Origin of the sequence: Mycobacterium intracellulare ATCC 13950, assembly GCF_000277125.1 — a bacterium.
In the GTDB taxonomy this organism is placed as follows: domain Bacteria; phylum Actinomycetota; class Actinomycetes; order Mycobacteriales; family Mycobacteriaceae; genus Mycobacterium; species Mycobacterium intracellulare.
The window spans coordinates 1,233,149-1,252,292 of the sequence record NC_016946.1 but is presented as its reverse complement, the minus strand read 5'-3'; the positions used below and the strand labels follow the sequence as shown (position 1 = coordinate 1,252,292).

At 67.0% G+C, this 19,144-nt stretch carries 16 protein-coding genes, 1 pseudogene, 1 riboswitch and 1 other annotated feature; of the genes and pseudogenes, 12 read left to right on the top strand and 5 right to left on the bottom strand.

What is annotated here, in order from left to right; all coding sequences use genetic code 11:
* Positions 1 to 47 precede the first annotated feature (47 nt).
* The 7 genes and pseudogenes from OCU_RS31100 to OCU_RS50215 all read left to right on the top strand — a co-directional run bounded on the left by OCU_RS31100 (position 48) and on the right by OCU_RS50215 (position 5,908).
* A complete protein-coding gene (locus OCU_RS31100; protein WP_009957215.1) occupies positions 48 to 593 on the top strand; it encodes an FAS1-like dehydratase domain-containing protein in 546 nt (181 codons plus the stop codon).
* On the top strand, positions 593 to 1,033 hold the full coding sequence (locus tag OCU_RS31095; protein ID WP_014379449.1) for a Zn-ribbon domain-containing OB-fold protein: 441 nt from the start codon (positions 593 to 595) through the stop codon (positions 1,031 to 1,033). The genes OCU_RS31100 and OCU_RS31095 overlap by 1 nt, the downstream gene beginning before the upstream one ends.
* Entirely contained in the window at positions 1,030 to 1,479 is a 450-nt protein-coding gene (locus tag OCU_RS31090) for a MaoC family dehydratase (protein WP_014379448.1), read from the top strand. Before OCU_RS31095 ends, OCU_RS31090 begins: the two co-directional genes overlap by 4 nt.
* A complete protein-coding gene (locus OCU_RS31085) occupies positions 1,476 to 2,645 on the top strand; it encodes a lipid-transfer protein (RefSeq protein ID WP_014379447.1) in 1,170 nt (389 codons plus the stop codon). The genes OCU_RS31090 and OCU_RS31085 overlap by 4 nt, the downstream gene beginning before the upstream one ends.
* Positions 2,646 to 2,660: 15 nt before the next feature.
* Positions 2,661 to 3,272: a TetR/AcrR family transcriptional regulator gene (locus OCU_RS31080; RefSeq protein WP_014379446.1), complete on the top strand. Its 612-nt coding sequence runs from the start codon at positions 2,661 to 2,663 to the stop codon at positions 3,270 to 3,272.
* A 104-nt stretch (positions 3,273 to 3,376) separates the two neighbouring features.
* Positions 3,377 to 4,639 (top strand): IS30 family transposase, encoded by a 1,263-nt coding sequence (locus tag OCU_RS31075; protein WP_168162059.1) that lies wholly within the window; start codon positions 3,377 to 3,379, stop codon positions 4,637 to 4,639.
* A 29-nt stretch (positions 4,640 to 4,668) separates the two neighbouring features.
* Positions 4,669 to 5,908 (top strand): annotated as a pseudogene (locus OCU_RS50215) (IS3 family transposase).
* Positions 4,944 to 5,061, top strand: a sequence feature (AL1L pseudoknot). (Overlaps the previous pseudogene by 118 nt.)
* Positions 5,909 to 6,018: 110 nt before the next feature.
* Here the strand turns inward: OCU_RS50215 and OCU_RS31060 are convergent.
* On the bottom strand, positions 6,019 to 6,978 hold the full coding sequence (locus OCU_RS31060) for a proline dehydrogenase family protein (protein WP_026071442.1): 960 nt from the start codon (positions 6,976 to 6,978) through the stop codon (positions 6,019 to 6,021).
* Positions 6,978 to 8,609 (bottom strand): L-glutamate gamma-semialdehyde dehydrogenase, encoded by a 1,632-nt coding sequence (gene pruA / locus OCU_RS31055; protein ID WP_026071441.1) that lies wholly within the window; start codon positions 8,607 to 8,609, stop codon positions 6,978 to 6,980. The genes OCU_RS31060 and pruA overlap by 1 nt, the downstream gene beginning before the upstream one ends.
* 83 nt (positions 8,610 to 8,692) lie before the next feature.
* On the opposite strand from pruA, the gene OCU_RS31050 reads away from it, so the two are divergent.
* From OCU_RS31050 to OCU_RS31035, 4 genes are all read left to right on the top strand, one after another.
* The gene (locus OCU_RS31050) at positions 8,693 to 10,333 is read left to right on the top strand and encodes a PucR family transcriptional regulator (RefSeq protein WP_014379440.1); all 1,641 of its coding nucleotides are present in this window, start codon (positions 8,693 to 8,695) and stop codon (positions 10,331 to 10,333) included.
* A gap of 10 nt (positions 10,334 to 10,343) precedes the next feature.
* Positions 10,344 to 10,525: riboswitch (cobalamin riboswitch) on the top strand.
* Between the two features lie 135 nt (positions 10,526 to 10,660).
* Positions 10,661 to 12,337 carry a PPE family protein gene (locus OCU_RS31045; RefSeq protein WP_014379439.1) on the top strand — a complete coding sequence of 559 codons (1,677 nt, stop codon included), beginning with the start codon at positions 10,661 to 10,663 and terminating at the stop codon, positions 12,335 to 12,337.
* A gap of 94 nt (positions 12,338 to 12,431) precedes the next feature.
* Complete coding sequence (gene fadD21 / locus OCU_RS31040) at positions 12,432 to 14,168, top strand: fatty-acid--AMP ligase FAAL21/FadD21 (protein WP_014379438.1); 1,737 nt, start codon at positions 12,432 to 12,434, stop codon at positions 14,166 to 14,168.
* A gap of 17 nt (positions 14,169 to 14,185) precedes the next feature.
* The gene (locus tag OCU_RS31035) at positions 14,186 to 14,872 is read left to right on the top strand and encodes a GAP family protein (RefSeq protein ID WP_009952334.1); all 687 of its coding nucleotides are present in this window, start codon (positions 14,186 to 14,188) and stop codon (positions 14,870 to 14,872) included.
* A gap of 25 nt (positions 14,873 to 14,897) precedes the next feature.
* On the opposite strand, the gene OCU_RS31030 is transcribed toward OCU_RS31035, so the two are convergent.
* The 3 genes from OCU_RS31030 to cysC are packed head-to-tail and all read right to left on the bottom strand — an operon-like array spanning position 14,898 to position 17,163.
* Entirely contained in the window at positions 14,898 to 15,215 is a 318-nt protein-coding gene (locus OCU_RS31030; protein ID WP_008254554.1) for a DUF6955 family protein, read from the bottom strand.
* On the bottom strand, positions 15,212 to 16,471 hold the full coding sequence (gene sat / locus OCU_RS31025) for a sulfate adenylyltransferase (RefSeq protein WP_014379437.1): 1,260 nt from the start codon (positions 16,469 to 16,471) through the stop codon (positions 15,212 to 15,214). The genes OCU_RS31030 and sat overlap by 4 nt, the downstream gene beginning before the upstream one ends.
* Complete coding sequence (gene cysC, locus OCU_RS31020; RefSeq protein ID WP_026071439.1) at positions 16,468 to 17,163, bottom strand: adenylyl-sulfate kinase; 696 nt, start codon at positions 17,161 to 17,163, stop codon at positions 16,468 to 16,470. Before cysC ends, sat begins: the two co-directional genes overlap by 4 nt.
* Positions 17,164 to 17,925: 762 nt before the next feature.
* Between cysC and OCU_RS31015 the strand changes: the two genes are divergently transcribed.
* On the top strand, positions 17,926 to 19,110 hold the full coding sequence (locus tag OCU_RS31015; RefSeq protein WP_014379435.1) for a PPE family protein: 1,185 nt from the start codon (positions 17,926 to 17,928) through the stop codon (positions 19,108 to 19,110).
* Positions 19,111 to 19,144: the final 34 nt, after the last annotated feature.

Below are 19,144 nucleotides of genomic sequence, written 5' to 3'. Positions count from 1 at the left end.
CGCATCAATCTGTCGGATCAAGGTGTTCTGCGAGAGGGGCTTGCTACGTGACCGACCCAGAATCCGTCAGCGCCAAGGTGCGGGCCCTCGTCGGGCAGCCGACCGGCGGCACCGGGAAGCCCTCGGTGGCGCCGGACCCGGTGAACCAGCCGATGATCCGGCACTGGGCGTACGCGATGGCCGACATGAACCCGGTGTACCTCGACCCGGAGTTCGCGGCCTCGTCCCGGTTCGGCGGCATCGTGTCGCCACCGGTGATGCTGCAGACGTGGACGATGCCATCGCCGATACTGGAGGGAATCGGCGAACGGGGCGGGGCACCGATCGAGATCAAAAGCAACCCAACGGAATTCCTCGACGAGGCCGGCTACACCAGCACGGTGGCGACCAATTCGGAGTTCGAGATCGAGCGTTACCCTCGGCTGGGCGATGTGATCAGCGCGACGACGGTCTACGAATCGGTCTCCGACGAGAAGAAGACGGCGCTGGGCACCGGTTTCTTCCTGACGTGGCTGACCACCTACACCGACCAGAACGGCGAAGTGTTGGGGCGGCAGCGATTCCGGGTACTGCGATTCAGGCCGGCGAACTGATGGCGGCCCGTCTGGCGCCGGCGATCACCCCGGACACCGAATTCTTCTGGAATGGATTGCGGGAGAACAAGCTCCTGATTCAGCGATGCGGTGGCTGCGGGGAGCTCCGGCACCCGCCCCGGCCAATGTGCCCGCACTGCCGTTCTCTCGAGTGGGACACGATCGAGGCCTCCGGCCTCGGCACGGTGTACAGCTACGTGATGCCACACGAACCCAAGTTCCCGTTCTTCGACTATCCCTACGTCGTCGCGCTGGTGGAACTCGAGGAAGGGGTGCGGCTGGTGTCCAACATGACCGGCATCGATCCCCCCGACGTGACAACCGGATTGGCGGTACAGGTCTACTACCAGACGTTCGACGACGGCCTCGTGTTGCATCAATTCCGGCCCCGCGGTCGGTCAGCGCGCCTTGACGCAATCGATTCGGAAGGACAGGCATGACGGCCACCGCGAACCGCACTTTGCAATGGCGGGACATTTCGGTCGGTGACGAGGTCACGCCCCTGGAAATCCCGATCACCACAACGATGATCGTTGCCGGCGCGATCGCCACCCGTGACTTCATGCCCGTGCATCACGACCGTGACTACGCCAAGCAGCAGGGTTCGCCGAACTTGTTCATGAACATCCTGACCACCAACGGCTATTGCGTACGCTTCCTCACCGATTGGGCGGGGCCCGAGGCGATGGTCAAGAACCTGTCGATTCGCCTGGGCGTGCCGTGCTTTCCGGACGATCCACTGCGGTTCACCGGCAGCGTCACCGGAAAGCGTGAAGGCTCGGGGGGCGAGAACTTCGTCGAGGTGACCTTCGCGGGGGCCAACAGCCTGGGCGACCACGTCTCCGGCACCGCGGTCCTCAGCCTGCTCGACGGGCCGGGCGCATGAGCCGGACGCTGCCGGGCGCCGCGGCCATCGCCGGGATCGGTCAGACGGAGTTCTCCAAGGAATCCGGGCGCAGTGAACTGCAATTGGCGTGCGAGGCGGTCAGCGCCGCACTGGATGACGCCGGCCTGACGCCCGGCGACGTCGACGGCATGGTCACGTTCACCATGGATTCCAGCGACGAGATCGACATCGCCCGCAACGTGGGCATCGGCGATCTGAGCTTCTTCTCCCGCGTGCACCACGGCGGGGGCGCCGCCGCCGGCACTGTGGTGCACGCGGCGATGGCGGTCGCCACGGGCGTGGCCGATGTGGTGGTGTGCTGGCGTGCCTTCAACGAACGTTCCGGGTTCCGGTTCGGCGGCAGTGGGCGCAGCATGGCCGAAACCCCGTTGTTCATGGCGCATTACGCGCCGTTCGGGCTGCTCACTCCCGCGGCCTGGGTCGCGATGCACGCCCAGCGGTACATGTCGACGTACGGCGTCACCAACGAGGACTTCGGCCGGATCGCCGTCGTCGACCGAAAGCATGCGGCGACAAACCCCGACGCCTGGTTCTACGAGCGTCCGATCACGTTGGAAGATCATCAGAATTCGCGCTGGATCGTCGAACCTGTGCTGCGGTTGCTGGACTGCTGCCAGGAGAGCGACGGCGGTGTCGCGCTCGTCGTCACCAGCGCCGAACGCGCCCGCGACCTGCGGCAGCCCCCTGCCATCATCACCGCGGCCGCGCAGGGCGCGGCCTACAACGGCGAGATGATGACGAGCTACTACCGCGACGACATCACCGGTCTGCCCGAGATGGGGGTGGTGGCCCGTCAGCTGTGGCGCGATTCGGGTCTCAAGCCGCAAGACATCCAAACCGCCTTCATCTACGACCATTTCACGCCGTTCGTGTTCACCCAGCTCGAGGAACTGGGCTTCTGCGGGCGCGGCGAGGCCAAGGACTTCGCCACCGTCGAGCGGCTGTCGTTGGGCGGCGATCTTCCGATCAACACCAACGGCGGCCTGTTGGGTGAGGCGTACATCCACGGGATGAACGGCATCACCGAGGGGGTGCGCCAGGTCCGCGGCACCTCGCACAACCAGGTCGACAACGTCGAGCACGTTCTGGTCACCTCCGGAACCGGCGTGCCCACCAGTGGGCTGATCCTCGCGCCGGCGGGTTGAGGGGGCGTTGGTCTTGTGACGACTCAACCGGCCCAGGCCGCAGACACCCGCGAGCTCATCGTCGAATCGGCGTTCACGTGTTTCGGCAAGCAGGGATTGGACAAGGCGACGATCGTCGACATCGCCAAGCAAGCGAGGGTATCCCGCAGCACCATCTATGAATACTTCAGCGACAAGGCCGCGATTGTCGAGGCGTGCGCCGAGCACGCGTCGCAGCAGTTCTACCGCGAGATGACCAAGGCGATGAGCCGCGGCAGCACGCTGGAGGACAAGCTCAGTCGCGCAGCGGTATTCGTCACCCAGGCGCGGCGGACCATTGCCTTCGAGAAGTATTTTGACGAGGATGCGATCAGTCTGTTGTTGACCAAGGACGCCCGCGTGCTGCTGCGCGAATGCGTCGAGTTCTTCGCCCCGTACCTGTCGGCCGCCAGGCTCACGGGTGAGGTGCGCAAGGATCTCGACGTCGAGGCGGCCGGCGAGTGGTTCGCACGGATCCTGTTCTCGCTCTTCAGCACTCCGTCGTCGACCCTGGACATGGACGATCCCGACGTGGCGGCGGAGTTCGTGCGCGCCCACGTGGTGCGCGGCTTCGCCAGCGACCGGCCGCGGCCCCGCCGCGCTCAGTGAAGCGGCTTTGCGTGTGAATCGTCGGCTTTGCGTGTGAATCCTGGGCGGGGATCATCGGCTTGGGCTCAAGGGGTGATTGCAACACTTCGTAGTTAGGGGTGTTGATGACGGGTCAGCCTCAGTTGTTGTCGGTGCAGCGCCGGTATTGGGAGTTGATCGCGTCCGGGGTGTCCTCGGAGGACGCCGGGGTTGCGGTCGGCGTGTCGGCGACGTGCGGCGGCAAGTGGTTTCGCAGGTTTGGTGGTGTGAATCCGCGATGGTTAGCCCCTCAGGGGCAGAAACGGCCGCGGTTGTCGGCTGATGAGCGTGAACAGATCATGATCGGCGCCGCTCAGGGCGAATCGATTCGCTCGATGGCAGCCCGGTTGGGCCGGGCCCCGTCGACAGTCATGCGCGAGATCGCCAACAACGGCGTCATGCGGGGGTATGTGGGCCGTTATCGTTCTCGTTACCGCTTCGGAGCCCGCCGAGCGGGCGTGGATGCGAAATCGGGCTATTCGGCGCGGATTGCTCAGCTTCGCAGCGAGCAGCGAGCGCGCCGGCCCAAGATCGGCAAGCTGGGTCGCTGCCCTGCGTTGCGTGATCAGGTGCAAGCGTGGTTGGTCAAGAAGTACAGCCCGGAGCAGATTGCCGGGATGTTGGCCACGACGTATTCCGACCGCCCGGAGATGCAGGTGTCCCACGAAACCATCTACAAGGCGCTCTACGTGCAAGGACGCGGGGAGCTACGCCGCGAGCTGACTAAGTGTTTGCGGACCGGGCGGGCATTGCGCAAGCCACGGGCCAGAGTCGGCGCCCGTAGCGGCTGCGGCCGAATTCCGGGCATGGTCAACATCAGTGAGCGGCCCGCTGAGGCCGCTGACCGCGCGGTGCCCGGGCACTGGGAGGGTGACTTAATCCTGGGCAAAAATCAACACTCTCAGATCGGCACCCTGGTCGAACGTTCCACCGGGTTCGTGCAACTGCTGCACCTGCCCGCCCGTCGCGACCCTGAGACGGTGGCTGATGCGATGATCGCCACCATCAAAACCCTGCCCCAGGCATTGCGGCGCTCGCTGACCTGGGACCAAGGCCACGAAATGTTGCGCCATGCCCGCATCAGTATCGACGCCGGCATCGACATCTACTTTTGCGATCCACACTCACCCTGGCAGCGCGGCAGCAACGAAAACACCAATGGCCTATTGCGCCAATACTTTCCGAAAGGCACCGACTTATCCGTGCACTCGGCCGACTACCTCGCCGAAGTCGCCGCTGAACTCAACGAACGCCCACGCAAACGCTTCGGCTGGGACAGCCCCGCCCAAGTCCTCAACCGGCTACTGTCAAACCCGCCACAAACCACTGTTGAACTACCCCGGGTTTAGTTCCGATCCTTATAGGAGGATTGGAAGCTATGCCCCGTCAGTATTCGCCGGAGTTTCGGCAGCGTGCGTTGCGGTTGTTGGACACTGTGATGGAAGCCTCGGAAGTGTCGGAGTTCGAGGCCATAAAGTCTGTGGCCAGCAAACTCAATATTTCGGAGGAGTCGGTGCGTCGGTGGCGACGCAAGGCCCAAGTCGATGCTGGTGAACGGCCGGGCATGACCAGCTCTGAGCATGCCGAGATCCGTAAGCTCAAGCGCGAGAACGCTGAACTGCGCAGGGCTAACGAGATTTTGAAGTCAGCGTCTGCGTTTTTTGCCGCGGAGTTCGACCGCCCCGCGACGAAATGATCGCCTACATCGATGCTCATCGCGATCAGTTCGGGGTCGAGCTCATCTGCCGAGTGCTGCGGGCAGCTATCCCCGGATTCCTCACCTCGCGGGGTTATCGGGCCGCGCGGACCCGACCACCGTCGGACCGGGAGATCCGCGATGAGCAGCTGATCGCCGACCTTGAGGCGGTGCACCGGCAGAATACTCGGTGTATGGGGTCAAGAAGATGCACGCGGCGATGACACGGCGTGGTTGGCAGCTGGGCCGTGAACAAACCCGCCGGTTGATGCGCAAGGCCGGGTTGCGCGGCGCCCAGCGGGGCAAGCCGGTGTTCACCACGATCAGCGACCCGGCCGCGATCCGGCCGGCCGATCTGGTCAACCGCCAATTCCGGGCTGCTGCACCGAACCGGCTATGGGTCGCCGACATCACGTTCGTGCGGACCTGGCAGGGGTTCTGTTACACCGCGTTCGTCACTGATGCGTGCACGAAGAAGATCGTTGGCTGGGCGGTCTCGGCCACGATGCGCACCGAAGACCTCCCACTTCAAGCATTCAATCACGCTGTGTGGCAGTCGAATACCGATCTATCCGAGTTGGTTCATCATTCCGACCGCGGATCCCAGTACCTATCGCTGGCCTATACCGACCGGCTGGCTGAACTGGGGATCGCGCCCTCGGTCGGGTCGCGTGGCGATAGTTATGACAACGCCCTCGCTGAAGCGGTCAACGCCGCCTACAAGACCGAGCTCATCAACCGCGGCAAGCCCTGGCGGTGCATCGATGATGTCGAACTCTCGACCGCCGAATGGGTGGCCTGGTACAACCAGGAACGCCTGCACGAAGGCCTCGGCTACGTTCCACCCGCCGAGTACGAGGCCGCCCTCACCGGCACCTCACACCATGCGAGCCAGCCGACCCCGGCCCTCGCAACCGAGTAGGAACTAAACCTGGGGTAGTTCACTGTTGCAACCAAACCTTGAAACCACCCGGCGTGTCGCCGCCGTAGGCTCACACTCGAAGCCGTGAGCGCACACTCAACGCGACCGGCTCAGCGCCCGACCAAAGCCCGCAAGAAGAACGTCAGGTTGGCGGGCCGCTCTGCCAGTCGCCGCATGAAGTACCCGTACCACTGCGTACCGAACGGCAGATACACGCGCACGTGGTTACCGGCCCCGGTGAGGCGGCGCTGCTCGTCGTCGCGGATGCCGTACAGCATCTGGTATTCGAATTCGCCGGCGCCACGGCCCGATTCGCGGGCAATGGCGCTGGCCGCGTTGATCACAGCCGGGTCGTGGGAGGCCACCATCGGGTAGCCAGTCCCGGTCATCAGCACCCGCAGGCAGGCCAGGTACGCCTCCGTCACCTCGGCCCGCCCGCGATACGCCACCGACGCGGGCTCGTCGTAGGCGCCCTTGCACAGCCGGACCCGGGCCCCGGACGCCGCGAACTCCTCGCAGTCGCCCGGCGTGCGCCGCAGATACGCCTGCAAAGCCACGCCCAGCCAAGGGAACTCGGCCCGCAGATCGTGCACGATGGACAGCGTCGACTCGGTGGTGGTGTGGTTCTCCGCATCCACCGTCACCCACACGCCCGCGCGCCCGGCCGCATCGCAGATCGACCACGCGTTCTCCCGCGCGATCTTGTGCCCGTCGCGCCCCAGCGTCTGCCCCAGCGCGGACAACTTGATCGAGACCTCCAGCGGCCGCACCACGTCGCCCCCGGCATCGAGGCGCCCCAGCCCATCGATCAGCTCCACGTAGACCTGCACCGCCGCGTCGGCGTCGTCGGCGCTCAGAACGTCCTCGCCCAGATAGTCGACACTGACGAGCCGGCCCGACGAGCGCAGCGCCGCAACGCCATTCAGCGCGGACCCGATCGTCTCCCCGGGGACGAAGCGGCGCACCACGCGACGGGTGACCGGCAACCGCTGGGCGGTGCGGCGCACCACGTCGCCTCGTGCGGCCGCCAGGATCGCCGGGCGCAGGGTGCTCGCGAACACTCCGGGCATCACTCGGCGCCCATGTGCGGGTAGGCGTGCCGGGTGGCCGGGACGAACGTCTCCTTGATGGTGCGGGCCGACGTCCAGCGCAACAGGTTCAGCATCGATCCGGCCTTGTCGTTGGTGCCCGAGCCGCGCGAGCCCCCGAACGGCTGGCGCCCAACGACCGCGCCCGTCGGCTTGTCGTTGATGTAGAAGTTGCCGGCGGCAAACCGCAGCCGGTGCTGGGCCGTCAGCACGGCGTCCCGGTCGTCGGCGATCACCGCGCCGGTCAGCGCGTACCGGGAACCGCGGTCGACGACGTCGAGGATCCTGTCGTAATCGTCGTCGGGATAGACGTGCACCGACAGCAGCGGCCCGAAGTATTCGGTGGAAAACGACTCATCGGTCGGATCATCGGACAGCAGGACGGTGGGGCGTACGAAATAGCCTTCGCGGTCGTCATATTCGCCGCCGACGGCGATGGTCACGTGTGGCGCGCCCTTCGCCCGCTCGATGGCGTCGACGTTCTTGATGAAGGCGCGCCGGTCGATCAGCGCGCCGCCGAAGTTGGCGAGATCGGTGACGTCGCCGTAGCGCAGCGCGGCCGTATCCCCCAAAAAGTCGTCACCCATGCGGCGCCACACCGACTGCGGGATGAAGGCCCGCGATGCCGCCGAGCATTTCTGCCCCTGGTAGTCGAAGGCCCCGCGAATCAGGGCCGTGCACAACACATCCGGGCGCGCGGACGCGTGCGCGACCACGAAGTCCTTGCCGCCGGTCTCGCCGACCAGGCGCGGATAGCTGTGGTAGTGGCCGATATTCGTGCCGACCTGATACCACAGCCGCTGGAAGGTGGCCGTCGACCCGGTGAAGTGAATGCCGGCCAGCCGCCGATCGGCCAGCGCCACATCGGAAACCGCGAAGCCGTCGCCGGCCACCAGATTGATCACCCCGGGCGGCAGGCCGGCGGCCTCGAGCAGCTGCATGGTCAGATAGGCCGACAACGTCTGGGTGATCGAGGGTTTCCAGATCACGGTGTTACCCATCAGCGCCGGGGCGGTCGGCAGGTTGCCGGCGATGGAGGTGAAGTTGAACGGCGTGATCGCGTACACGAAGCCGTCGAGCGGGCGGTACTCGCTGCGGTTCCACTCCCCCGGCCCGCTGATCGGTTGCTGCGCCAGAATCTGTTGCGCGAACGCCACGTTGAAGCGCCAGAAGTCGATCTGCTCGCACGGCGAGTCGATCTCGGCCTGATAGGCGGACTTGGATTGGCCGAGCATCGTCGCGGCGGCGATTTTCTCCCGCCACGGCCCGGCCAGCAGGTCGGCGGCGCGCAGGAACACCGCCGCCCGCTCGTCGAACGGCATTGCCGCCCAGCCGCTTTTGGCGGCCATCGCGGCGTCGATCGCCGCCGTCGCGTCGGCGTGCACGGCGTTGGTCAGGGTGCCCAGCTTCGCGGCGTGCCGGTGCGGCTGGACGACATCGATGCGCTCACCCTCGCCCATCCGGTGATCGCCGCCGATGACGTGCGGCAGGTCGATCGGATGCTCGGCGAGCGCGGTCAGTTCGGCGCGCAGCCGGGTGCGTTCCGGGGAACGCGGCGCGTAGTCGTGGACCGGCTCGTTGGCCGGCATCGGGACCTGAGTGACGGCGTCCATGACGCCAGGATCCTCGCGGCGATCGCGCATGGAGTTAGCTGATCGGACAATACCCGACTGAATTCATAGTAGAATCAGACAACATGGCCGGTGTGGGGCTGGGTCAGCTGTTGCTCGCGCTGGACGCGACCCTGGTCAGCCTCGCCGATGCGCCCCGTGGCCTGGACCTGCCGGTGGGTTCGGCCGCGCTGATCGACTCCGACGACGTGCGCCTGGGTCTCGCGGCCGCGGCGGGCGCCGCCGACGTCTTCTTCCTGTTGGGGGTCGCCGACGACGAGGCGATGCGATGGATGGGCAGGCAGGCGCGCGAGCGCGTGCCGGTGGCCATCTTCGTCAAAGAGCCCTCCCCCGCGCTGGTGAGCACGGCCGTCGCGGCGGGCGCGGCGGTGGTGGCCGTCGACCCGCGCGCCCGGTGGGAACGCCTCTACCAATTGGTCAATCACGTCCTCGAGCATCACGGCGACCGCGCCGACGCGATGGACGACTCGGGCACCGACTTGTTCGGGCTGGCGCAGTCGCTCGCCGACCGCATCCACGGCATGGTCAGCATCGAGGACGCGCAATCCCATGTCTTGGCCTACTCGGCGTCCAACGACGAAGCCGACGAGTTGCGGCGCCTTTCCATCCTGGGCAGGGCCGGCCCGCCCGAACATCTGGAGTGGATCGGCCAATGGGGCATCTTCGATGCCCTGCGATCGGGCACCGAGGTGGTGCGCGTCGACGAGCGGCCCGAGCTGGGCCTGCGCCCGCGGCTGGCCATCGGGATCCACCAGCCCGCGACCGACGCGCGGCGCCCGCGCGAATTCGCCGGAACCATCTGGGTGCAGCAGGGCTCACAACCGCTGGCCGACGACGCCGAGGAGATGTTGCGCGGCGCCGCCGTGCTGGCCGCCCGCATCATGTGGCGGCTGGCGGCCCGGCCCTCCACCCACGCCCGGCGGGTCCAGCAATTGCTGGGCCTGGCCGACGAACCCGTCGACGCCGCGATCATCGCCGGCGAACTCGGACTGGCCGCCGACACCACCGCAGCCCTGATCGGGTGGGACGCCGCCGACACTTCGGCCGGCCAGGCCCGGCTCGCCGACATAATTGCGCTGAGCGCCAGCGCATTCCGCCGCGACGCCCAGGTGGCCTCGAACGGTTCACGAACGTACGTGCTGCTTCCCGTGGCCCGGACCCAGACGCAGCATCGGTCGGTCATCTCCTGGGTGCGGGGCACCATCGGCGCCATGCGCGCCGAGCTCGGGGTGCAGCTGCGTGCGGCCATCGCGGCTCCGGTCGCGGGCCTGGCCGGGGCCGCCGCGGCGCGCGTCGAGGTGGATCGCGTGCTGGACAGCGCTGAGCGCCATCCCATTTCGTTCGGGCAGGTGACTTCGCTGGCCGAAGCGCGCACCACCGTCCTGGTCGACGAGATCGTGACCCTGGTCGGCAGCGACGAGCGCCTGATCGATCCGCGGATCGTGCAGCTGGGCGAAGACGATCCGGTGCTCGCGGAAACGCTGCGGACCTACCTGGACGCCTTCGGCGACATCGCCGCGGCCGCACAGGCATTGCGGGTGCATCCGAATACGGTTCGCTACCGCGCGCGGCGAATCGAGAAGCTGCTGTCGACCTCGCTGGCCGACCCCGAGGTCCGGCTGCTGTTCTCGCTGGGACTGCGGATCCTGGAACGGCGCCGACACACGGGCACGCCGGTCCGCGCCGACCGCCTTGGGACGATTTGACGACATTTGCTCGGAGGGGATGCAAGAATGTCACCCCGTAAGGTGATGACGACGCAGGAAGCCGGTGCGAATCCGGCGCGGTCCCGCCACTGTCATCGGGGAGCGAACCTCAACGGCCACGGCTGAAAAGCTGGAAGGCGAGGCGAGCGGCGATCCGAGAGCCAGGACACTCGCGTCATCGCGTACTGCGACCCGGGGCGGGTGTACCCCGAGAGAGCTGTCAACGTCCATGTTTCGTCCGGCATGGGTGGCCTTCAATGCCGCCGTCACAGCGGCGCGGTGCCGCCGCGCCCACTCCCGTCACACCGATCCGCGCGGCGGCGAGCGATGACCGCCCCGATCTGGATGGCCTCCCCTCCCGAGGTGCATTCGACGCTGCTCAGCAGCGGACCGGGGCCGGGCCCGCTGCTGGCGTCCGCGGCGACCTGGAGCTCGCTGAGCGTGGAATATGCCGAAACGGCCGACGAGCTGACCGCGCTGCTGGACGCCGTGCAGGCCGGCAGCTGGGACGGTCCGAGCGCCGCGGAGTACGCGGCCGCGCACGCGCCGTATCTCGCCTGGCTGGCGCAGGCCAGCGCCGACAGCGCGACCATGGCCGCCCAGCAGGACCTCGCCGCCACCGCCTACACCGTGGCCCTCGCGGCCATGCCGACGATGCCCGAGCTGGCCGCCAATCACGCCGCCCACGCCGTCTTGACGGCGACGAATTTCTTTGGCATCAACACGATTCCGATCGCGGTGAACGAAGCCGACTACGCGCGGATGTGGGTTCAGGCGGCCACGGTGATGAGCACGTACGAGGGCGTGGCGACCGCCGCGGTGGCCACCGCGCCGCCGGCCGAGCCGGCTCCCGAGGTCATGAAGGCCACCGCGCTGGCCGCCACGGCGGAGCAGTCGTCGTCGTATCCCCCCGACACGCAGGACCAGTGGATGGACTGGCTGGAGAAGACCGGGTTCGTCGACTTCTACAACCGGTTCATCCAGCCGTTGATCGACCAGCTGATGAACAATCCGTTCTTCCAGTCCATGTTCTCCGGTTTCGACCCGTGGCTGCCTTCACTGGGCAACCCGTTGAGCTTTTTGAACCCGTTCAACATCGCGTTCGCGCTGGGCTACCCGATGGACTTCGGTTCGTACTTCGCCTATCTCGGGCAGATGTTCAGCTTCGTCGCGGCGGACCTGGCGGCGGCATTCGCCTCGGGCAACCCCGCGACGATCGCGTGGACCATCCTGTTCACCACCATCGAAGTGATCGGCACGGTCATCACCGACACCATCGCGCTGATCAAGACGTTGCTCGAGCAGATGATCGTGCTGATTCCGCTCATCGTGCCGCTGCTGACCGTCGCCGTGGTCCCGCTGGTCGTCCCCACCCTGATCGGAGGCTTGGCGGGCCTGACGGGCCTGGCCGGGCTGCACGCCATCCCGATCGTGCCGATCATCCCGGCCCCGGCACTCGTCCCCGTGGCACCGGCACCCACCCCGCCGCCCACGCCGACCCCGGCGCCATCTCCGGCGCCCACGCCGGCCTCCACACCCGCCGCGGCTCCCGCGTCGCCCGCGCCCGGCGCCCCGCCGCCCACACCGGCGGGACCGCCGGTCGCGGCGATGCAAGGCCTGGGCTACATGGTCGGTGGCCTGGCCGCGGACGCGCGCCGGGCCGCGAGCACCAGCGCCCGCGCCCGAAGGGCGGCGGCGGCCGACGCCGCCGAGGCCGAAGCCGTGGCCCTGCCGGAGGAAGACGCGACGAAGAAGCGCCGGCAACGGGTCAAGGTCTCCCAGCTCGGCCGGGGCTACGAATACATGGATCTCGAGCCCGAGCCGGCGACGACGGCCTCGGACCGGCCCGCGCCGACGATGGGGTTCGCCGGAACCGTCCCCACGAAGACCGCCGCCGCACCGGCGGGATTGAGCGCACTCGTCGTCGACGAGTTCGACGACGGCCCCCGCACGCCGATGATGCCGGGAACCTGGGACACTGGCGCGACGGGTTCTAAAACGTAAGGCGCATAGGCCGTTTGGCCCGCCACGGTTTCTCGCACCCCGGGCCTCGCACGACCGTCATACGCGAAAGGGCCGAGGCGGTAACCTGGCCCGCATGCAACATACGTCCGTCGTCTCCCTGTTGCGGGAACGCGCCGGTCTGCAGCCCGACGAGTTAGCCTTTCGCTATACCGATTACGAGCAGGACTGGGCGGGCGTCACCGAATCGCTGACGTGGGCGCAGCTGTATCGGCGGACCCTGCACGTTGCGCACGAGGTCACGCGGCACGCCAGCAGCGGGGAGCGGACCGTGATCCTTGCCCCCCAAGGCCTCCCCTACATCGTGGCGTTCCTCGGCGCGATACAGGCCGGGCTGATCGCGGTACCTCTGATGGTTCCGCAGCCGGGCACGCACGACGAGCGGGTCAGTGCCGTCCTGGCCGACACCGGGCCGGCCGTCGTTCTCACCACCTCGACGGCTGCCGCGGCCGTGGACGAATATCTGCAGCGGCCGCACGGTGCGACCCCGGCCGTCATCGAGGTCGACGCCCTGAGCCTCGACGATCCGAATCCGCCGGGCATCCGCGTCAGCGACGCCCCGAGCATCGCGTACCTGCAGTACACGTCGGGCTCCACCCGCCTTCCGGCCGGAGTCATGGTCTCGCACCGGAACCTGCACGTGAATTTCCAGCAGCTGATGGCCGCCTACTTCCCGGATTTCAACGGCGTGGCCCCCCGCGACAGCGTGTGCGTGTCGTGGCTGCCCTTCTACCACGACATGGGCCTGATGCAAGGCGTCATCGCTCCGATCCTCGGCGGTTACCCCGGTGTGCTGACGAGCCCGGTGGCGTTCCTGCAGCGGCCCGCACGGTGGATCCAGGCGATGGCCCAGGCCGTTCCGGTCTTCTCGGCCGCACCGAACTTCGCCTTCGAACTCGCGGCGCGCAAGTCGACGGACGCGGACCTGGCCGGGCTCGACCTGGGCAACATCATCAGCATCGTCAGCGGCGCCGAACGAATTCATCCCGCCACGCTCGACCGGTTCTGTAAACGGTTCGCCCCGTACAACTTTCGCGAAGACATGATGCAACCCTCCTACGGCCTGGCGGAGGCGACCGTCTACGTGGCCAGCCGCGCGCAGGCCGGCGCCCCGAAAGTCGTTCACTTCGACCCGGAGAAGCTGGCCGAGGGCAACGCCCAGCCGTCCTCCACACGGACCGGCTCGCCGCTGCTGAGCTACGGCGTGCCACAATCACCAACGGTGCGAATCGTGGACCCCGACACCGGCACGCTGTGCCCGCACGGAACGGTCGGCGAAATCTGGGTCCACGGCGACAACGTGGCCGACGGCTATTGGCAAAAGCCGGAGGAAACGCAGCGCACCTTCGGCGCCGTCCTGGCCGACCCGTCGCCGGGCACCCCCGAGGGCCCGTGGCTGCGCACCGGTGATCTCGGCTTTCTCTGCGACGGCGAGTTGTTCATCGTGGGCAGGATGAAGGATTTGCTGATCGTCTACGGGCGCAACCACTATCCGGAGGACATCGAGTCGACCGTGCAGACGATCACCGGTGGCCGCGTCGCGGCGATCTCGGTGCCGGTGGACGAGACCGAGAAATTGGTGACCATCATCGAACTGAAGAACCGCGGCGATTCCGGCGAGCACGGGCAGCGCGGACTCGACGCCCTCAAGAACGATGTGACCGCGGCGATTTCGGACTCGCACGGGCTCAACGTGGCCGACCTGGTGCTGGTGGCGCCCGGATCGATTCCCACCACGACGAGCGGCAAGATCCGGCGGGCCGCGTGCGTCGAGCGGTACCGACGGCAACAGTTCACCCGGCTGGACGCCTGACCGGTCCGGTATCTGCGATGTTGTTCACCATCGGTGTGATGGCCCTTGCCGTGAGCCTGGAGCCGTTCCGGATCGGCATGACGGTGCTGATGCTGAATCGCCCCAAGCCGCTGCTGCAATTGCTCGCATTTGTGGCCGGCGGGTTCGCGATGGGGTTGACGGTGGGTGCGACCGTCTTGTTCCTCCTCCGGCGCGTACTGCTGCGCTCGACATACTTCACCTTGCCCCGCGTGCAGATCCTCATCGGCGCACTGGCATTGGCGGCCGCCGCGGGACTGGCGGTGAAGATCGTCGCGGACCGGCGGCGGGGATCCCGCGGCGTTCCTCCCGACCGCGACCGCGCCGGGCCCGCCTGGCTGACGACTCGGCTCCGACGACTGCTCGACGGACGTTCCCTGTGGGTCGCCGCCGCCGCGGGCCTCGGCATCGCGCTGCCGTCGGTGGATTACCTGGCCGCCCTGGCGGTCATCCTGGCGTCCGGAGCGCCGGTCATGACGCAATTGGGTGCGCTGCTGATGTTCAACGTCATCGCGTTCTCACTTGTCGAGATTCCATTGGTCGCTTACCTGTTGGCGCCGACGGCGACGCGCGCGGCGATGACCGCGCTGCAGGACTGGATACGGTCGCGGCGTCGCATCGAGGTCGCCGCGCTGCTCGTCGCGGTCGGGCTCGTCCTGCTGGCGGCGGGCTTGGCCGATCTCTGACAGCGGCGGCGGCACTACCGTCGGCTCAGGGCTTCGTTTCCTCGAGGAAGCGGCCCATCACATCCGGACCGGTGGAATGCATCGCGATCGACAGCTCCAACAGCCTGTCCTTGGCCTGCTTGGGCAGCAGCTCAATGGAGCGGGTGGTGGCGGAATCGTACTTGGATCCCGGATAGCGTTGCAGGACAATATTTTTCTGCTCTTCGGTGGTGTATATCTCCAGCAGCTTCATGCCTGCGAAAGCCTCGTTGGCCAGGTCGGCCATCCCGGCGTTCGCCAGCGCCTCCAGCCGCTCCTCGTTGATCCAGACGTTGACCTTGAAGTGTTTGTCGTCGCTGCTCACGAACCCTCCAATTGGTTGAGCGTGAAGACCGGCAGCCTGTCCCGCAAGTACTCCTCGGTGACGAACGGCGAACCCTGACCGTGCTTTGCGGCGCACTCCATCACGACCTCGAACACCTCGTGGCGCATCACCTTCTGCGTCGGCTTGACTTCGTCGGTCAGGATGCTTCGGATCAGGCTGCCGCTAAAGCTTTGCGCTTGTGAATCATGGCCGCACAGGGCGGAGTTGGTGACCTCCAGGCACACCGGGCAATACCAGTTCTCCCGCAGGAACACCGGCTTGATGCCCAGCTGGTCGCGGTACTGCTTGAGGATGTTCTGGGAATCGTACGGGTGGTAGAAATCGCCCACACCCGCGTGGTCTCGCCCGAACATGTGATGCGTGCAGCCCAGGTTCGTCCGCAGGATCGCGTGGAATATCGCCTCGCGTGGCCCCGCATACCGCATGTCCCAGAGGGTGAAGGACACCATGTGCACGTTCTCGCGAAAATATCCGCTGGTGCGTAGGGCGTTCTGCGCCAACAGTATTGCCTCGTCGATGTAATCGCCCACCCGCTTCTGGCCGATGATCGCGTTCACCAGCACGCCGGTGTTCAGATTGTCGACGGGCTGATCCTCGTTCGCGGCCAGCCACGCCTGTTTCATCAACGCCTCGTGCCCGGTGTGCGGAACGTTCCTGGTCTGGTGGGCGACCACCCGCTGCCAATGCCGCTCGGCCAACGCGTCCTGGTGCTGCTTGGGGGTGAGCCAGAAGCCTGCGAAGGGCTCGTTGAAAACGGGTTCGTTGATCAGTGTGACATCCCCGCCGATGAACCGGTTTTCGTAGCCCATGGTCTTCTTCACCCCGGGGTGTCGGGGATCGGTTGTGCCGTAGGTTTTTTCGGCCATGCGCTCGAGGTCGTATTCGTAGATCTCGGTGACGTCGAAGACGGCCATGGGGGCCCCGAGATAGTCGAGAACGACGCTGGCGCCTTCCTTGATATCGAGTTCCGCGATGTCGTCGGCGGACATGTCGAAGACGATCGGAATGCTCCACAACGTTCCGTCCGGCAGCGCGAAGTTGTCCAGGGTCCCGTCGACCTCTTGGCGGCCCATGAAGCCGGTCAGTGGGGTGAAGAAACCGTAGGAAAGGCTGATGACTTCGTGCGCGGTGGCCTTCGAGATCGGCACGCGCGCCAACCCCTCGATCCGGCCGCTCGCGTCGTCCGTGGCCACCCGCTCCACGATCGGCTTCCCGTTGTGACCCGTGTAGCTCATGCCGTGACCTCGCTGCTCTCCAGGTCGTCGTGAACTCGGTGCAAGGCCCGGATGATGCCCGCCCTCTCGAGGTGGGCGATCACCTCGTCGGCCAGCGTGTCCGCGTCCTTCGTTCCGCCCTCGAGGCGCAGCTCCGGGCGCGCCGGGGCTTCGTAGGGGTCGTCGATCCCGGTGAATCCCTTGATTTCACCGGCCCGGGCCTTCTTGTAGAGACCCTTGGGATCGCGCTGCTCGCACACCTCGATCGGGGTGTCGATGAAGATCTCCTGGAAATCGCCGTCACCCAGCGTGGCCCGGATCGCGTCCCGATCACGCACGTAAGGGCTGATGAAGGCCGTCAAAGCGATGACGCCGGCCTCGCAGAACAGCTTCGCGACCGCGCCGATGCGGCGGATGTTCTCCTCACGATCCTCGGCGGAAAATCCCAGCCCGAACCGCTTGGCGAACTCGGGCCCATGGCGTTCCTCGAGCAGCTCCGGACCGGCGTTGAGCCCGTAGCGGACGTTGTCGCCGTCCAGGAGATAGCTCCGGATGCCCCGCTCGTAGAGCTTTTGTTCGACGATGTTGGCGACCGTGCTCTTGCCGCTGCCGCTCAGCCCGGTGAACCAGATGACGCAACCCTGGTGGCCGTTGAGTTCCTCGCGCTCGCCGCGGCTGATCTTGTGTTCGTGCCAGGTGATGTTGTTCGGCATTTCTCGATCCTGTTCGCAACGAAGTCGATGCGCAGCTACGGCGCCGCCGCCACACACCTTCACCATATTGCTTATCAACCAAACCCGATCAGAACCAGCCTACAAGTAAAGATGGTCAACTTACGGAGTTTTTGGCGGCGGGGATCGCGCCCCCGCGGTCCCCGCACGGGGTTCGGCCAGCAAACGAAATCCCCAGGGGTCGAGCGACGCCGGCCGGCGCGGTCTTCGCCGTGACGCGGGAGGCGACCCGTGTTTGCTATAACACCGGCCCGGGGACGCAATTAACTGACGAGCGCGTCGACACTCGGCCCGCTGGTGACCCCGGCTGTCGATCGCTTGTGCGTCAACCGGTTCTGGCCGTCGAATGCGGGTCGTTGGGTTTTACTCAAGCAGAGAAAAATTTGCTTTCGCGCCGCCCCGGGCGCCAAAGGGCCAGGACGCCAGACGCGCAAGCCCGTCATAACCGCGCGTGAGCCTCGATCGTCGACAATCCGGCGAACATGCCGCAACGTCGCCGGCAAATTTGCAGCAGACGAGGCGACGCCGGGGCGGCCGTAAACACCAAGTAAATTTCATTTAACATTCCGATGATCAAGTCCCTTGACTCGCTTGCCATTGCCTGCTTGTCGACGCGCCTGGGCCGCAACGCACGAGGCCGTCGTCGCCCGCGAGAGCTAGCGACGGTCCCGGGTTCACCGCCGGTCGGCTCTACCGCCTGGTGGCGGAATGCTCCCGGGGCCGACCGACGAAGAGGAAGTACCAATGCTCGATTTCGGGGCCCTGCCACCAGAAATCAACTCGACCAGAATGTATGCCGGCCCCGGCTCGGCGCCGATGGTCGCCGCGGCGGCCGCCTGGGACGTGCTGGCCAACGGGCTGGAGACCGCGTCGCGCGGGTACTCCGCGGTGATCGCCCAGCTGGAAGGTGAGAGCTGGACCGGCAGCGCCTCGGCCGCGATGGCCACCGCGGCGGCCCCGTACGTGGCATGGCTGGCGACCGCGGGGGCCCAGGCCGAACAGGCGGCCAGCCAGGCGCGGGCCGCGGCGGCCGCCTACGAGGCGGCCTTCGGCGCGACGGTGCCGCCCGCGCTGGTCACGGCCAACCGCACCCTCCTGGCGCAACTGGTCGCGAGCAACCTCCTGGGACAGAACACCGCGATGATCGGGGCGACCGAGGGCGCCTACGAACAGATGTGGGCCCAGGATGCCGCCGCCATGTACGGCTACGCCGCCTCGTCGTCGGGCGCGACGACGCTGACGCAGTTCCACGAGCCTCCGCGGACCACCAACGCCGACGGCCAGCCCGGGCAAGCCGCCGCGGTCGCCCAGGCCACGAACGGCTCGGCCGCGTCGCAATCTCATGCCGCGTTGTCCCGGACGATGTCGACCGTGCCGCAGAAGTTGCAAAACCTCTCCGAAACGCCACCTTCTGGCGGCACTTCGACAGGCTCCGCCCTCGACGCCGTCGACGATTTCAACACGCTGACGGCGCCGGTGAATCTCGGCGACGCCATGAGCCGCACCGTCACGTCGGCGGGCACCTTCGGCACCGGGGCCTTCCGCGCCAACCTGCAGGCGGCGAGCGAAGCCGCCAAAGCCGCCGCCCCCGCCGCGGCGGCGAGTGTCTCGACCGGCACGGCGGGCGTCGCCGGGCCGACCCTCGCGAGCACGGGCAGCGCGAGCGCGGTGGGGCGGCTGTCGGTCCCGCAGAGCTGGGCGGCGACGAACCCGACGATCGCCACCGTCGCCGAGTCGCATTGGCTGTCGGATGCCGAGCTCGACGGTGGGCCGTCATGGCACGAAGGGCCGGCGACCAATATGTGGGGCGGGGCTCCGGCGGCGGGTGCGGGGGCATCCTCGGCGCTGCTGTCGCGGCCCTCGGTCAACAACGTCTTGCGGGTGGCCCCACGCCAATTCAAGATGCCGCGTCCTTCCGCGGGCGGATAGCCGCCACTTCCACTCTTCAGTGCAGGCATGGACC

What these genes read in the sequence shown, in the direction of transcription:
- OCU_RS31090 (WP_014379448.1), top strand. Translation starts at nt 1,030, where the DNA reads ATGACGGCCACCGCGAACCGCACTTTGCAATGGCGGGACATTTCGGTC.
- OCU_RS31060 (WP_026071442.1), bottom strand. Translation starts at nt 6,978, where the DNA reads ATGCCCGGAGTGTTCGCGAGCACCCTGCGCCCGGCGATCCTGGCGGCC.
- sat (WP_014379437.1), bottom strand. Translation starts at nt 16,471, where the DNA reads ATGAGCTACACGGGTCACAACGGGAAGCCGATCGTGGAGCGGGTGGCC.
- OCU_RS31015 (WP_014379435.1), top strand. Translation starts at nt 17,926, where the DNA reads ATGCTCGATTTCGGGGCCCTGCCACCAGAAATCAACTCGACCAGAATG.
- OCU_RS31095 (WP_014379449.1), top strand. Translation starts at nt 593, where the DNA reads ATGGCGGCCCGTCTGGCGCCGGCGATCACCCCGGACACCGAATTCTTC.
- OCU_RS31075 (WP_168162059.1), top strand. Translation starts at nt 3,377, where the DNA reads ATGACGGGTCAGCCTCAGTTGTTGTCGGTGCAGCGCCGGTATTGGGAG.
- fadD21 (WP_014379438.1), top strand. Translation starts at nt 12,432, where the DNA reads ATGCAACATACGTCCGTCGTCTCCCTGTTGCGGGAACGCGCCGGTCTG.
- pruA (WP_026071441.1), bottom strand. Translation starts at nt 8,609, where the DNA reads ATGGACGCCGTCACTCAGGTCCCGATGCCGGCCAACGAGCCGGTCCAC.
- OCU_RS31050 (WP_014379440.1), top strand. Translation starts at nt 8,693, where the DNA reads ATGGCCGGTGTGGGGCTGGGTCAGCTGTTGCTCGCGCTGGACGCGACC.
- cysC (WP_026071439.1), bottom strand. Translation starts at nt 17,163, where the DNA reads ATGCCGAACAACATCACCTGGCACGAACACAAGATCAGCCGCGGCGAG.
- OCU_RS31085 (WP_014379447.1), top strand. Translation starts at nt 1,476, where the DNA reads ATGAGCCGGACGCTGCCGGGCGCCGCGGCCATCGCCGGGATCGGTCAG.
- OCU_RS31045 (WP_014379439.1), top strand. Translation starts at nt 10,661, where the DNA reads ATGACCGCCCCGATCTGGATGGCCTCCCCTCCCGAGGTGCATTCGACG.
- OCU_RS31035 (WP_009952334.1), top strand. Translation starts at nt 14,186, where the DNA reads ATGTTGTTCACCATCGGTGTGATGGCCCTTGCCGTGAGCCTGGAGCCG.